Source organism: Hydrogenophaga taeniospiralis, from assembly GCF_020510445.1.
Classification (GTDB): domain Bacteria; phylum Pseudomonadota; class Gammaproteobacteria; order Burkholderiales; family Burkholderiaceae_C; genus Hydrogenophaga.
Genome location: NZ_JAHBAG010000001.1, coordinates 2815743 through 2830013 on the forward strand (window position 1 = coordinate 2815743; position 14271 = coordinate 2830013).

At 69.7% G+C, this 14271-nt stretch carries 8 protein-coding genes; 3 read left to right on the forward strand and 5 right to left on the reverse strand.

Going from position 1 to position 14271, the window contains the following annotated elements; all coding sequences use genetic code 11:
• Positions 1-47: 47 nt before the first annotated feature.
• The gene (locus KIH07_RS13570; protein ID WP_226492476.1) at positions 48-3545 is read right to left on the reverse strand and encodes a DUF2126 domain-containing protein; all 3498 of its coding nucleotides are present in this window, start codon (positions 3543-3545) and stop codon (positions 48-50) included.
• A 143-nt stretch (positions 3546-3688) separates the two neighbouring features.
• Here KIH07_RS13570 and KIH07_RS13575 point away from each other — a divergent pair, with 143 nt between their 5' ends.
• From KIH07_RS13575 to KIH07_RS13585, 3 genes are all read left to right on the forward strand, one after another.
• The gene (locus tag KIH07_RS13575; RefSeq protein ID WP_226492477.1) at positions 3689-6202 is read left to right on the forward strand and encodes a DNA internalization-related competence protein ComEC/Rec2; all 2514 of its coding nucleotides are present in this window, start codon (positions 3689-3691) and stop codon (positions 6200-6202) included.
• A gap of 100 nt (positions 6203-6302) precedes the next feature.
• Complete coding sequence (locus KIH07_RS13580; protein ID WP_226492478.1) at positions 6303-7742, forward strand: circularly permuted type 2 ATP-grasp protein; 1440 nt, start codon at positions 6303-6305, stop codon at positions 7740-7742.
• Positions 7743-7745: 3 nt separating this feature from the next.
• Positions 7746-8708, forward strand: a complete 963-nt coding sequence (locus KIH07_RS13585; RefSeq protein WP_226492479.1) for an alpha-E domain-containing protein — start codon at positions 7746-7748, stop codon at positions 8706-8708.
• Between the two features lie 28 nt (positions 8709-8736).
• On the opposite strand, the gene mltB is transcribed toward KIH07_RS13585, so the two are convergent.
• The 4 genes from mltB to KIH07_RS13605 form a co-directional block, all read right to left on the reverse strand.
• The gene (gene mltB, locus KIH07_RS13590; protein WP_226494706.1) at positions 8737-9846 is read right to left on the reverse strand and encodes a lytic murein transglycosylase B; all 1110 of its coding nucleotides are present in this window, start codon (positions 9844-9846) and stop codon (positions 8737-8739) included.
• Between the two features lie 2 nt (positions 9847-9848).
• A complete protein-coding gene (locus KIH07_RS13595; RefSeq protein ID WP_226492480.1) occupies positions 9849-11891 on the reverse strand; it encodes a transglutaminaseTgpA domain-containing protein in 2043 nt (680 codons plus the stop codon).
• Positions 11892-12057: 166 nt separating this feature from the next.
• On the reverse strand, positions 12058-13113 hold the full coding sequence (locus tag KIH07_RS13600; protein WP_226492481.1) for a DUF58 domain-containing protein: 1056 nt from the start codon (positions 13111-13113) through the stop codon (positions 12058-12060).
• A gap of 233 nt (positions 13114-13346) precedes the next feature.
• Positions 13347-14267 carry an AAA family ATPase gene (locus KIH07_RS13605; protein ID WP_226492482.1) on the reverse strand — a complete coding sequence of 307 codons (921 nt, stop codon included), beginning with the start codon at positions 14265-14267 and terminating at the stop codon, positions 13347-13349.
• Positions 14268-14271: the final 4 nt, after the last annotated feature.

The window sequence follows — 14271 nt, forward strand, 5'->3', positions numbered from 1 at the left end:
GCTGCTGGCGCCCCCTGGGGGGTGACGCCGCAGGCGGCGCGGGGGGGTCAATACCGCAAATCCAGTGTGAACGGGAACTCGCGGCTCGGCGTGGCGGGGGCCACCACCAGCTTGCCCGGGGTGTGGCCCATCTGGAAGAAGCGCGACATGCGTCGGCTCTCGGCCTCGTAGGCGTTGATCGGGAAGGTGTCGTAGTTGCGACCGCCCGGGTGGGCCACGTGGTACTGGCAGCCGCCGAGCGAGCGCTGCATCCAGGTGTCCACGATGTCGAAGGTGAGCGGCGCGTGCGCGGGGATCGACGGGTGCAGTGCCGACGGCGGGCTCCAGGCCTTGTAGCGCACGCCCGAGACGAATTCGCCCACGGTGCCGGTGCTTTGCAGGGGAATGGCGCGGCCATTGCAGGTGATGAGGTAACGGCTGTCGTTGTAGCCACTCACGCGCACCTCGATGCGCTCCAGCGACGAATCGACATAGCGCACGGTGCCACCGGGCGCGCCTTCTTCGCCCATCACGTGCCAGGGTTCCAGCGCGCTGCGCAGCGTGAGTTCGATGCCACGCGCCGAGACCTCGCCCACCAGCGGGAAGCGGAACTCGAAGTGCGGCTCGAACCAGGCCATGTCCAGCGGGTAGCCGAACTCGGTCAGGTCGGCGAGCACGTCTTCGAAGTCCATGCGGATGAAGGTGGGCAGCAGGAAGCGGTCGTGCAGCTCGGTGCCCCAGCGCGTGAGCTTGTGGGCGAAGGGCTGTTGCCAGAAACGCGAGACCAGGGCGCGCAGCAGCAGCTGCTGGGCGATGCTCATGCGGGCGTGCGGCGGCATTTCAAACGCCCGCAGTTCCAGCAGGCCCAGGCGGCCGGTGGACGAGTCGGGTGAAAAGAGCTTGTCGATGCAGAACTCGCTGCGGTGGGTGTTGCCGGTGACGTCGATCAGGATGTTGCGCAGCGTGCGGTCCACCAGCCAAGGCGGCATGTCCTGACCGTGGGTCTCGCGGTTTTTCTCGATTTGCGCGAGCGCGATCTCCAGTTCGTAGAGCTGGTCGTTGCGGGCTTCGTCCACGCGCGGCGCCTGGCTGGTCGGGCCGATGAAGAGGCCGCTGAACAGGTAGGACAGCGAGGGGTGGTTGTGCCAGTAGGCGACCAGGCTGCCCAGCAGCTCGGGGCGGCGCAGGAAGGGCGAGTCGGCCGGTGTGGCGCCACCGAGCACGAAGTGGTTGCCGCCGCCGGTGCCGGTGTGGCGGCCGTCGGTCATGAACTTCTCGGCGCACAGGCGCGTCTGGTAGGCCGCGTCGTACAGGAACTCGGTGCGCTCGACCAGCTCGTCCCAGCTGCTGCTGGGGTGGATGTTGACCTCGATCACGCCGGGGTCGGGCGTGACCTGCAGCATCTTCAGGCGCGGGTCTCGCGGCGGCGGGTAGCCTTCGAGCACGATGCTCATGCCCAGCATCTCGGCCGTGGCCTCCACGGCGGCCAGCAGGTCCAGGTAGTCTTCGAGCCGCTGCATGGGCGGCATGAACACATACAGGTGCTGGTTCTTGCCGCCGTGGGCCTTTTCCGCCTTCGGGCCGTTGGCGCGGTGCGGGTCGCGCGCTTCCACGCAGAGCGCGGTGCGCGTGAGCCAGGCCGCCGATTCACCGCGCTGCGGGAGCTTGGACGACAGCGCCTGGGCGGGCGCAGCGCCCGTGCCGGGCTGGCCGTCGATGGCCGGCCCACCGGCGGGGCCAAAGTCGGTGCCCTGCAGCGACACCGTGCCGCCTTCGGCAAAGCCACCGCCCACTTGGTGCGGCGAGAGCTGGTGCAGCACGGTGGCGCCCTTGGGCAGCGGGTCGCGCGGGGCGTGCGGGTCCTGCTCGATGTGGTACGGGTAGTCGGCGGCTGAGACCCAGGGCAGGGAATCGAGCGGCAGGCGGTAGCCCATGGGCGAGTCGCCGGGCACGAGGTACATGCGCTCGTCGCGGAAGAACCAGGGGCCGGTGGACCACACCGTGCCCGAGACGCGGTGGTAGCCCTCGCTCTTGCCGTTGTTCGTCAGCGGGCCGTGGCCATTGGCCATCAGCGGCAGCACGAAGCCCACGGTGGCGTCCAGTCCCTGGGTGAACACGCGGCGCAGGCGCGCACGCTCCAGCTCGTCGTCGAGCTTGGCGTCGAAAGGGTCCACGTTCACCGGCAGGCGGCGTTCGCGCCAGAGGTAGTACCAGGTGTCCTCGTAGCCGGGGGTGATGTACTGCGTGGACAGGCCGAGCTGGCGAGCCAGTGCCTGCGTGAAGCGGCGCGCATCGTCGGCGTCGTATGTCGCGGCGTCGCGTTCGTCGGCCAGCAGGGCCGGGTTGTTCCAGCAGGGCTCGCCGTCGGCGCGCCAGAACACCGAAAGCGCCCAGCGCGGCAGCTGTTCGCCCGGGTACCACTTGCCCTGGCCCATGTGCACGAAGCCGCCCGCGCCGTAGTGCTCGCGCAGCCGGCCCAGCAGCTCGGTGGCGTAGCCGCGTTTGGTGGGGCCGAGCGCGTCGGTGTTCCATTCGGCGGCGTCGCGGTCGGCCGTGGCCACGTAGGTGGGTTCACCGCCCATGGTCAGGCGCACGTCGTGTTTCTCCAGGTCGGCGTCCACCTTCTGGCCCAGCGCCACCACACCGGCCCACTGTTCTTCGGTGTAGGGCTTGGTCACGCGCGGTGATTCGTAGACGCGCGTCACGCCCATGTGGTGCTCGAACTCGACCTCGCACTTGTCCATGGCGCCTTCGACCGGCGCGGCGCTCGAGGGCTGCGGCGTGCAGGCCAGCGGAATGTGGCCTTCACCGGCCAGCAGGCCCGAGGTCGGGTCCAGGCCGATCCAGCCGGCGCCGGGCAGGAACACCTCGCACCAGGCGTGCAGGTCGGTGAAGTCTTTCTCAGGGCCGCTGGGGCCGTCGATGGCTTTCACGTCCGGGGTCAGCTGGATCAGATAGCCCGAGACGAAGCGCGCGGCCAGGCCGAGGTGGCGCAGCATCTGCACCAGCAGCCAGCCGGTGTCGCGGCAGGAGCCGCTCTTGAGCTTGAGCGTTTCTTCGGGTGTCTGCACGCCCGGCTCCATGCGGATGGTGTACGAGATGTCGCGCTGGAGCATCTGGTTGATGTCCACCAGGAAGTCGATGGTGCGGCGCTTCTTCACGTCCACCCGGGCCAGGTAGGCCTTGAGCTCTTCGGTCAGCGGCGCTGTGGCGAGGTAGGGCGCGAGTTCCTGCTGTTGCGAGGCGTCGTAGCTGAACGGGAATTCCTCGGCGCGCGGCTCCAGGAAAAAGTCGAACGGGTTGTGCACCGCCATTTCCACCACCAGGTCGATCGTGACCTTGAACTCGGTGGTGGGCTCGGGAAACACCAGGCGCGCCTGGTAGTTGGCGAACGGGTCCTGCTGCCAGTTGATGAAGTGGCCCGCCGGTTCGATCTTCTGCGAGTACGACAGCACCTTGGTGCGGCTGTGCGGCGCCGGGCGCAGACGCACCACCTGGGGACCGAGTTTGACCAGGCGGTCGTACCGATAATGGGTGATGTGGCTCAGGGCAACATGAATGGCCATGCTGGTGTCTTTCAACAGGGGGGTGAGAAAACAATGGATTCGCAGGCCAGGCATTGGTACGCGCGGCTGGCAGGCATGCTAGCAAGTCTTGCGCCAAATGGTGATGACAACCCTGCCGTTCGCAGTGGGCCGGGGTGCGACCAATGAGCCTGCGGCGCAGCGCCCAGGCCGGGCTGCCGGCCGGTGTGGCGGGCGTGGCCCTGCAGTTGCAGCAGGCTGGCCTGTGGCCCTGGGGTGGGTACCTCGGTGCCTTGTGCGTGGGCCTGCTGCTGGTGGGCTGGTTGTGGTGGCGCTTGCTGTCCGGGTGCGCCGTGCTAGGGCGGGGACGGGTCGGCGCGGCGCTGGGCCTGGTGGTGGTGATCACCGCGGGCCTGCTGACCGGCTTTGGCCTGACCGGCGTGCGCGCGGTCCACTTCGCGGCCGGGGCGCTGCAGCCCGGCCTGCAGGGCCTGGACATCGAGGTGACCGGCCGCGTGGCCTCGCTGCCGCAGCGCACTTCGCTGGGCGAACGCTTCGAATTGGCGGTGGAGACGGCCACGCGCAACGGACACCCGGTGCCGCTGCCCGGCCTGTTGCATCTGAGCTGGTTCCGCGGCGCCGGGCCCGGCGTGGCGCCGGCAGCGGCCGAACGCCCCGGCCCCAATCTGTTCGCTGGCGAGCGCTGGCGCTTCACGGTGCGCCTGCGCAGCCCGCACGGCGACGCCAACCCCCATGGTTTTGACCGCGAACGCTGGCTGTGGGAGCAGGGCGTGGGCGCCACCGGCTATGTGCGTGACGGCCCACGCGATCCACGGCCACAGCGGCTGGGCCGCACCCGCTGGCACCCGGTGGAGGCGGCACGCCAGTGGGTCAGCGAGCGCATCGAGCAGCGCGTGGACGATGGGCGCAGCGCCGGCGTGCTCGCCGCCCTGGTGGTGGGCGAGCAGAGCGCCATCGAGCGCGCCGACTGGGACCTGTACCGCAGCACCGGGGTGGCCCACCTGATGAGCATCTCCGGCCTGCACGTGACCATGTTCGCCTGGCTGGCCACGGCGCTCATCGGTGGCCTGTGGCGGCGGCTGGCCCGGGTCTGGCCTGGCGCGCTGCTGGCCGTTCCCACGCCGCTGGCGGCGGGCCTGGGCGGGGTGGCGCTGGCGGCGGCCTACGCACTGTTCTCTGGCTGGGGCGTGCCCTCGCAGCGCACTGTGGTCATGCTGGCCGTGGTGGTCGGCCTGCGGCTCTCGGGCCGGCACTGGCCCTGGCCCGCGGTGTGGCTGCTGGCCATGGTGGCGGTGCTGCTGCTTGACCCCTGGGCCTTGCTGCAGCCGGGCTTCTGGCTCAGCTTCGTGGCGGTGGGCATCTTGTTTGCCACCGACCCGGGCCGGCGCACCGCCCGCCAGGCTGCAGACGACGGGGCGCGCCCGCAGCGTGCGCTGCGCGCGGGCGGGGCCCTGTTGCGCGAGCAGGCGGTGGTGACGGTGGCGCTCGCGCCCTTGTCGCTGCTGCTGTTTGGCCAGTTCTCGGTGGTCGGCCTGCTGGCCAACCTGCTGGCCATTCCCTGGGTCACGCTGGTGATCACGCCACTGGCGATGTTGGGCGTGGCGCTGTCGCCGTTGTGGGACGCGGCGGCGCTGGCGGTGCAATGGCTGGGCGTGGGGCTGCAGTGGCTGGCCCAGTGGCCCTGGGCTTCGATCCACCGCGCGATACCGCCGGCGCCGCTGGCGCTCGCGGCCGTGCTGGGCGGTGCCCTGCTGGTGTTGCGCCTGCCCTGGGCGCTGCGCGGCGCCGGCCTGCTGCTGGTGTGGCCCGCGCTGCTGTGGACACCAGCGCGTCCGGCGCCGGGCCAGTTTGAGCTGCTGGCGCTGGACGTGGGGCAGGGCAGCGCGGTGCTGGTGCGCACCGCGGGCCACAGCCTGCTCTACGACACCGGGCCGCGCTACAGCCCCGAGAGCGACGCCGGGCAGCGCATCGTCGTGCCGGTGCTGCGCGCCCTGGGCGAGCGGCCCGACGCGGTGGTGGTGAGCCACCGCGACAGCGACCATGCCGGCGGCTCGGTGGCGGTGCAGACGGCCTGGCCGCAGGCGCGCTGGCTCTCGTCCTTTGACCGCGACCCGCAGCGGCGCTGCCTGGCGGGCCAGCGCTGGCACTGGGACGGTGTGGACTTCGAGCTGCTGCACCCCACGCCCGAGCATTACGCGCCCGATGGCAGCGGGCGGCTCTCGAGCAACGCCATGTCGTGCGTGTTGCGGGTGAGCGGCGCGGGCCAGAGCGCCTGGCTGAGCGGTGACCTGGACGCCGAGCGCGAAACCCGCCTGGCGCTGGCCCGCCCGGAACTGCGCGCCAGCGTGCTGCTGGCGCCGCACCATGGCAGCCGCACCTCGTCCAGCCCGGTGCTGCTCAACACCCTGCAGCCCCGCTGGGTGCTGGTGCAGTCCGGCTACCGCAACCGCTTTGATCACCCGGCCGCCACCGTGCTGGAGCGCTACCGCCAGCGCGGCATCCGCTGGGTGAACTCGCCCGATTGCGGGGCCGCGCGCTGGCACAGCGCCGAGCCCGACGTGGTGCATTGCCACCGCGAAGAGCACCGCCGCTACTGGCACCACCGCCCGGTGCCCGACGCGCCGCTGCCCGCCAGGGAGGAGGGTGCCATTGCGCCGGGATCGGGCGGTGCCGATTGAGTTGGTTGGAAATTCAGGGGGTGAAGAGGCCCGGTTGGGCGCGCCACAACGCACTCCCTGGCCCAGTCCTTGCTATGCTGTGGTCAGGAGAAAAATGCCCATGAGCCAACCGATGTTTGACGAAATGAACGCCTCGCCCAGCGAGGTCCGGGCCCACTATCAGAACTACGCCCGATGGTTGGCGCAGCAACCCGAGGAGGTGATGGCGGCCCGGCGCGAAGAGGCCGAAATGATCTTCCGGCGCGTCGGCATCACCTTCGCCGTTTACGGTGCCAAGGACGAAGATGGCGCCGGCACCGAGCGGCTGATCCCCTTCGATCTGATCCCGCGCATCATCCCGGCCCACGAGTGGAAGAGCATGGAGGAGGGGCTGGTGCAGCGCGTGACGGCGCTCAACCGCTTCATCCACGACGTCTACCACGACCAGGAAATCATCAAGGCCGGCCTCATCCCGTCCGAGCAGATTTTCCAGAACGCGCAGTTCCGCCCGGAGATGATGGGCGTTGACGTTCCCAACCAGATCTATTCGCACATCTCGGGCATCGACATCGTGCGCGCACCCAACGCCGAGGGCGTGGGCGAGTACTACGTGCTCGAAGACAACCTGCGCGTGCCCAGCGGTGTGAGCTACATGCTGGAAGACCGCAAGATGATGATGCGGCTGTTCCCCGAACTCTTCGGCCAGAACCGCGTGGCTCCGGTGGCCCACTACCCCGACCTGCTGCTGGAAACCCTGCGCGCCGTGAGCCCGGCCACCACGGCCGAGCCCACCGTGGTGGTGCTCACGCCCGGCATGTACAACAGCGCCTATTTTGAACACGCCTTCCTCGCGCAGCAGATGGGCGTGGAGCTGGTCGAAGGGCAGGACCTGTTCGTCAAGGACAACTTCGTCTACATGCGCACCACGCGCGGCCCCAAGCGCGTGGACGTGATCTACCGCCGCGTGGACGACGACTTCCTCGACCCGCTGGTGTTCCGTCCCACCTCCACGCTGGGCTGCGCCGGCCTGCTGGGCGTGTACCGCAGTGGCAACGTGACCATCTGCAACGCGGTGGGCACCGGCATCGCCGACGACAAATCGATCTACCCCTACGTGCCCAAGATGATCGAGTTCTACCTGGGCCAGAAGCCGATCCTGAGCAACGTGCCCACCTTCATGGGCCGCAACCCCGAGGACCTGAAATACATGCTCGCCCACATGGACGAACTGGTGGTCAAGGAGGTGCACGGCGCCGGCGGCTACGGCATGCTGGTGGGGCCGGCGTCCACCCGGGCCGAGATCGAGGAATTCCGCGCTGTGGTGAAGGCCAAGCCCGACGGCTACATCGCCCAGCCCACGCTGAGCCTGTCCACCTGCCCCACCTATGTGCAGAGTGGCGTGGCGCCGCGCCACATCGACCTGCGGCCCTTCGTGCTCAGTGGCAAGGAGGTGCAGATGGTGCCCGGTGGCCTGACGCGCGTGGCGCTCAAAGAAGGATCGCTCGTCGTCAACTCGTCACAGGGCGGCGGTACCAAAGACACCTGGATACTTGAGGACTGACACATGCTTTCACGCACCGCCGATCATTTGTTCTGGATGTCCCGTTACACCGAGCGCGCCGAAAACACCGCGCGCATGCTCGACGTGAACTACCAGACTTCGCTGCTGCCGCAGTCCGCCGCCGTGGCGCAGGTGGGGTGGGAGGGCCTGCTCGTCATCAGCGAGCTCATGCCGGCCTACACCACCAAGTACGGCAAGGACATCACGCCACGCAACGTCATGGACTTCATGGTGCGCGACGAGTCCAACCCATCGAGCATCATCTCCTGCCTGCGCGCCGCGCGCGAGAACGCGCGGGCCGTGCGCGGGGCGCTGACCACCGAGCTGTGGGAAACCCAGAACAGCACCTGGCTGAAGCTCTCCAGTTACCTCAAGTCCAAGGACTTCGAGCGCGACCCCGGCGCGTTCTTCGAGTGGGTCAAACACCGCTCGCACCTTTCGCGCGGGGTGGCGGTGGGCACCATGCTGCAGGATGAAGCCTTCCATTTCTACCGCATGGGCTCGTTCCTGGAGCGGTCCGACAACACGGCCCGTCTGCTGGACGTGAAGTTTCACGCGGTGCAGAGCGACTTTTTCGGCGCCGCCAGCGAGCAGGATCAGGAATACGACTTCTACCACTGGAGCGCCATCCTGCGCTCGGTCTCCGGCTTCGAGGTCTACCGCAAGGTCTACCGCGACGTGATCACGCCCGAGCGCGTGGCCGAGCTGCTGATCCTGCGGCCCGACATGCCGCGCAGCCTGGCCGCCAGCATGAACGAGGTGGTGGCCAACCTGAGCGTGGTGGCCAACGAGATCTCGGGTGAAACGCTGCGCCGCGCCGGCAAGCTCAAGGCCGATCTGCAGTACGCGCGCATCGACGAAATCCTCGCCACCGGCCTGCACGCTTTCCTCACGCAGTTCCTGGACCGCGTGAACGAACTCGGTGGCCGCATCAGCCAGGACTTCCTCGTGCCCACGGTGCATTGAGCGAACCGGGAAGCGGCCGCTTCCCGGGCTACCGCCCCTCCACCAGCGCCTGCACGGCCTGCCCCAGCTCGATCACCGCGAGCGCGTAGTAGCTGCTCCAGTTGTAGCGCGTCACCACGTAGAAATTCTCGGTGCCGGCCAGGTAGCTCGGTGGGGCGCCGCCGTTGGCGGGGTCGCCGTTCTGCAGCTCGATCAGGGCCAGCTTGCCGCTGTGTTGCAGGGCCGCGCCTTCGAGCACGGCGCCGTGGGCGGTGAAGCGTTCCACGCTGAAGGTGGGCAGGATGTCGGGCGCGAGCAGGGCGTCCAGGTCCAGCGTGGCCGGGTCGAACGCCACCGGGTAGTGGGTGGGCAGACCGGTCTGCCAGCCGAAGTGCTTGAAATAGTTGGCCACCGAACCGATCGCGTCGGCCGGGCTGCCAGAGAGGTCGATCCGGCTGTCGCCGTCGAAGTCGATGGCGTACTTGCTCCAGCTGCTGGGCATGAACTGGGGCCAGCCCATGGCACCGGCGTAGCTGCCGCGCAGGGCCAGCGGGTCCTGGCCGGTGCGCTGGGCCAGGCTGAGGTATTGCTCCAGCTCGCTGCGGAAGAACTCGGCGCGCGCGGCCGCCCGGGGGTGGCTGGCGGGGAAGTCGAAGGCGAGCGTGGTGAGCGTGTCCATCACGCGGAAGTTGCCGGTGTGCCGCCCATACAGCGATTCCACGCCCAGCACACCCACGATCAGGCTCGCGGGCACGCCGAACTCGCGCTCGGCGCGCTCCAGCGGCTCGCGGTGGGTCTGCCAGAACTGCAGCCCGGCCTGCAAGCGCACCGGCTCGATGAAGCGGGCGCGGTAGGCCGCCCAGTTCTTGGCCGTGCCGCTGGGGGCGGGGGTGGTCAGCCGGATCACGGCCGGCAGCCGCTGGGCCGCGCCGATCTGCTGGCGCACCCAGGCCGGGTCAAGGTTGCGGCGGCTGGCCAGGTCGTCGGCGAAGGCCATGGCGGCCTCGTGCTGGTCGTAGGTGAAGGGGGGCGGCGGGCTGGCGTTGCCGTGGTTGCCGTTCTGGGCCAGGGCGGTGGCGCTGTGCAGGCACAGCGCCACGAGCAGTGCCGACGCGCTCGACGCCGCGCGCCGCGCGGCGGAAGAGAGGCGAAAGGTGATGGTCAATGGAGGGGTTTCCGGGGCCAGGTGAGTTGCTGGAATTCGCGTTGCAGCGCGGCCAGCGTGAGCGGGCTGTGGCGGCTGTAGCGCTGCGCTTCGAGGCGCAGCAGCCATTGTGCGAGGCGGTTGCTGAATTCGGTGGAGCCAAAGTGCCGCTGCACCTGGGCGGCCAATTCGCGCGGGGGCAGGTGGTCGCCGCTGTCCAGGCCCAGCTGCCGCAGCCGTTTGCGGCTGCGCTGCAGCAGGCGCAGCCAGGGGTCGTGCTGCTGGCGTTCCCAGAGCGTCCAGGCCGCGCCGAGCAGGCTCACGCCCACCACCACGCCGATGAGCACATAGGCCAGGTCGGTCCAGCTGGGCGAAGAAAAGCCCAGCTTCTTCAGCAGGTCGAGCTGCTGGCCCTGGGTGTAGTTCAGCACCCACTGGTTCCAGCGGTTGTTCACCGCTTCCCAGGCCGCGCGCAGCTGGGTCGTGAGCGTGGGGCTGAGGTTGCGGAAGGCGCCTGCGATGGCGCCCTCGGGCGCCCGCAGGCGCTCGAACGAGCCGATGCGGCCCGGCGACACCGCCGAGGTCGGGTCCACGCGCACCCAGCCCCGGCCCTGCAGCCAGACCTCGGCCCAGGCGTGGGCGTCGCGCTGGCGCACCGTCCAGTAGCCGTCCACGGCGTTGAGCTCGCCGCCCTGGTAGCCGGTGACGATGCGCGCCGGGATGTCCATCGCGCGCATCAGGATCACGAAGCTGCTGGCGATGTGTTCGCAGAAGCCTTCGCGTTTGTCGAACCAGAATTCGTCGGCCGTGTGCTGGCCGTACACGCCGGGATCGAGGGTGTAGGTGTATCCGCCGGTGCGCAGGCGCTGCATCACGGCGTCGATCAGCGCCGCGTTGGCCTGCGGCCCGCTGCCGTGTTCGCGGCGCAGCGCCTGCGCCAGCGCCAGCGTGCGCGGGTTGTAGCCGCCCGGCAGTTCGATGTGGTCCTGCAGGGCCACCACCGGGGTGAGCGGACCGTGGCGGAAGTTCACGTGGCTCTCGGCCCGGTAGCGCACCAGGGTGTCCATGGGCCGCATGGTGATCCACTGCAGGTCGCTGTTCATGCGCGCGTGCGTGCCCGGCACCTCGGGGACCTGCGTGGCGGCCTCCAACACGAACAGCCAGGGCCGGCGGTTCGGCTCCATGGTGACTTCGTAGCGCACCGGTGGGCCCGAGACGCTGAGGTCGGCCGGCAGCGCCATCGAGGTTGGAAACCCCGAACGCAGGGCGCGCCATTCGATGCCGTCGAAGTCGCTGAGCACCGGGCCGCGGAAATACAGCTGGCCCTGGGGCGGCGGCGCGTCGTCGAACCGCACGCGCAGCGCGATGCCATCGTCGAGCGCCAGTTCGGCGAAACGGCCCACCCGCATGCTGCTCGACAGGCCACTGCGGCCGGTCTCGTCCTGACCGGGCATGCCCCACAGCGGCGACAGCCGGGGGAACAGCAGGAACAGCACCAGCATGATGGGCGCGCCCATGGCCGCCATGCCCGCGGCGATGCGGGCCGCCTGGGCCAGGGGCGGGCGGCCCACCGGCATGTGGGCGTTGACCAGCGCGGTCAGCAGGCCCAGCAGCGCGATCAGGATGCCGGCCGCGGTGAGCAGCGACTGCGAATGGAAAAAGTGCGTGAGCAGGGTGAAGAAGGCGAGGAAGAACACCACGAAGGCGTCGCGCCGGGCGCGCAGCTCCAACGTCTTGAGCGCCAGCAGCACCACGATGAGCGTGACGCCAGCCTCTCGCCCCAAAAGGGTGCGGTGGGTCCACCAGGTGGCCGCCACGGTGAGTGCCAGCAAACCCATGCGCCAGGCCCAGCCCGGCAACGGCAGCCCGCGCAGCGCCAAGGTGGTGCGCCAGGCCAGCACCCCGGCGGTGAGCGCCGTGCACCACCACGGAATCTGGCCGATCTGCATCATCACGACCCAGGCGATCACGGCCAGCAGGAACAGCGTGTCGCGGGTGTCCCGGGGCAAAGACGAGGCCGGGCGAACGGCGGACGACGCGAAGCGGCGCGGGAATTTCATGTCAGTTTTCCAAGGTGCCGGAGCGACACCCGCAACGCATGAAGCGGTCCAGCCCAGGACACCACCGGGCCGCAGTGTCCGATCCGAGAAGCCGGCGGAACCGGCTTTGCCGGGCCGCATCGGCTTGCCCCCTTGAGGGGGTAGCGCGAAGCGCTGCGGGGGTGCTTCATACCAACGCCAGGGCCTCCAGGCAATCGGCACGGTGACCCGGGCCCTGGTCGGGCGCAAGCTCGCGGCCGGGCAGCCGCAGGCCGTAGTCGAGCCCCAGGCCCTCGGCCATGAGCACCCAGGCGGTCAGGCGCGAAAGGCGGGCCTCCACGTCGGACACTCCGGTGTGGGCGAAATCGAGCCAGAGTTGCTGGCGTTGGGTGGACAGGGCGTCGCGGCTGACCAGGTCGTCTCGCCCGGCGGCGAAGGTCTGGGCGGCTTTTTTCCACACCACCGCCTTGAGCGGATCGCCGCGCCGGTAGGCGCGCACGCCGTCGAACTCGCCCGTGCTCTGCACCCGCGCGGCGCCCGAGCTGCCGGCGAGCGGTTCACCCGGGGGCAGCGGCGGCGGGTGCGCTTCGGGCGCCGGGTACACCAGCACCTGCGCCGCCGGGCGCCAGACCGTCCAGACACGGAAGGTGCCGAGCGGAAACAGCGTGAGCGCGGTCAGCGGGGGCAGGCGGTGCAGCCCGCGAGTGGGGGGCGCCCAGGCCACCTGCAACAGCGCGCTGCCCTGCGCGGGCACGTCGGTCCAGGCCAGGTGGGCGTCGGCGGGGCCGGCGATGCGGTCGCCCAGCACCCCCAGGCCAATGCCGTAGCGCGGTCGGCGCCGTTCGCTGGACAGCCGGATGTCCAGCGCCGCGGCCTGGCCGGCGTGCACCGGCGCGGGCGCCCCCAGGTGCAGGGTGAGGCCGCGCAGATTGGCGTGGCACACGTAAACGCCCACCACCGCGCAGCCCGCCAGCAGGAAAGTGAGCAGGTAACCCAGGTTGAGCTGGTAGTTGATGCTCGCGACCAGCAGCAGAAGCAGGGTGAGGGCCAGCATCCAGCCCGGCCGGGTCGGCAGGATGTAGACGTTGCGCTGGGCCAGGACCAGGGTGTCGGTCAGCGGCAGCCGGCTGTGCCACCAGCGTTGCAGTCGCCCACGCAAGGCCCGCAGCGGGTGGCGCCAGCCAGCCGGCACAGCAGCGTTGCCCGGAGCGGCAGCGGGAGGGCGCAGGGCGGCAGGGCTCATGCCGGTTCAAAAGGGAACAATCAGCCACCCCGTCGGAGCGAAGTGCCCGAACCCAGAAACACCGCGGAACCGGCTTTGCCGGGCCGCATATGTCGATCTCTTGGGAAGGCACTCAAAAGCCAGCCACCCTGCCGGAGCGAAGTGTCCAAACCCAGAAACACCGCGGAACTGGCTTTGCCAGGCCGCTGGTGTTGCCCCCTTGAGGGGGTCGCGCGCAGCGCGGCGGGGGTGGTTCATGGAAGCGGCGTCGCTTCCAGCATCGCGCGCACCTGCTCCACCGCGCCGCGCCCGGCGCTGCTCACGGGGATCAGCCGGTGCGCCACGGTCTGGGGCAGGATGGAGGCGATGTCGTCGGGCGCCACGTAGTCGCGCCCGCTCAGGTAGGCCTGCGCCTTGGCCGAGCGCACCACGGCGAGCGCGGCGCGGGGCGAGAGCCCCTGGGCGAACCAGCGCCCCGAGCGCGTGGCGGCCACCAGGTCCTGCAGGTACTCCAGCACCGGCTCGGCGGTGTGCACCTCGGCCACGGCCTGTTGCAGCCGGGCCAGGTCGGCCGGGGTCAGCACCGGCTGCAGGTGTTCGAGCATGTCGCGCCGGTCGGCGCCGCGCAGCAGTTCGCGTTCGGCGGCGCGGTCCGGGTAACCGAGCGAGAGCCGCATGTGGAAACGGTCGAGCTGCGACTCGGGCAGCGCGTAGGTGCCCAGCTGGTCGTGCGGGTTTTGCGTGGCGATCACGAAGAAGGGGTGTGGCAAGGCGCGCGTCTCGCCTTCCACCGTCACTTGCTTTTCTTCCATGGCTTCGAGCAAGGCGCTCTGGGTCTTGGGGCTGGCGCGGTTGATCTCGTCGGCCAGCAGCACCTGGGCGAACACCGGGCCGGGGTGGAACACGAAATTCTCGCGCCCGCGCTCGTAGATGGACACCCCCACCAGGTCGCTGGGCATCAGGTCGGCGGTGAACTGCACGCGCGAAAACTGCAGCCCGAAAGACCTGGAAAGCGCGTGCGCGAGCGTGGTTTTTCCCACCCCCGGAACGTCTTCGATGAGCAGGTGGCCACCCGCGAGCAGACAGGCCACGCAGTCGGAAACCTGGGCCGATTTGCCCACAATGACCGTGTTAAGCTGAACCAGAAGTTGGTGTATTTTTGTGTCGGCGTGCATGCCG

What these genes read in the sequence shown, in the direction of transcription:
- KIH07_RS13605 (WP_226492482.1), bottom strand. Translation starts at nt 14,267, where the DNA reads ATGCACGCCGACACAAAAATACACCAACTTCTGGTTCAGCTTAACACG.
- KIH07_RS13595 (WP_226492480.1), bottom strand. Translation starts at nt 11,891, where the DNA reads ATGAAATTCCCGCGCCGCTTCGCGTCGTCCGCCGTTCGCCCGGCCTCG.
- KIH07_RS13575 (WP_226492477.1), top strand. Translation starts at nt 3,689, where the DNA reads ATGAGCCTGCGGCGCAGCGCCCAGGCCGGGCTGCCGGCCGGTGTGGCG.
- KIH07_RS13570 (WP_226492476.1), bottom strand. Translation starts at nt 3,545, where the DNA reads ATGGCCATTCATGTTGCCCTGAGCCACATCACCCATTATCGGTACGAC.
- KIH07_RS13585 (WP_226492479.1), top strand. Translation starts at nt 7,746, where the DNA reads ATGCTTTCACGCACCGCCGATCATTTGTTCTGGATGTCCCGTTACACC.
- KIH07_RS13600 (WP_226492481.1), bottom strand. Translation starts at nt 13,113, where the DNA reads ATGAGCCCTGCCGCCCTGCGCCCTCCCGCTGCCGCTCCGGGCAACGCT.
- KIH07_RS13580 (WP_226492478.1), top strand. Translation starts at nt 6,303, where the DNA reads ATGAGCCAACCGATGTTTGACGAAATGAACGCCTCGCCCAGCGAGGTC.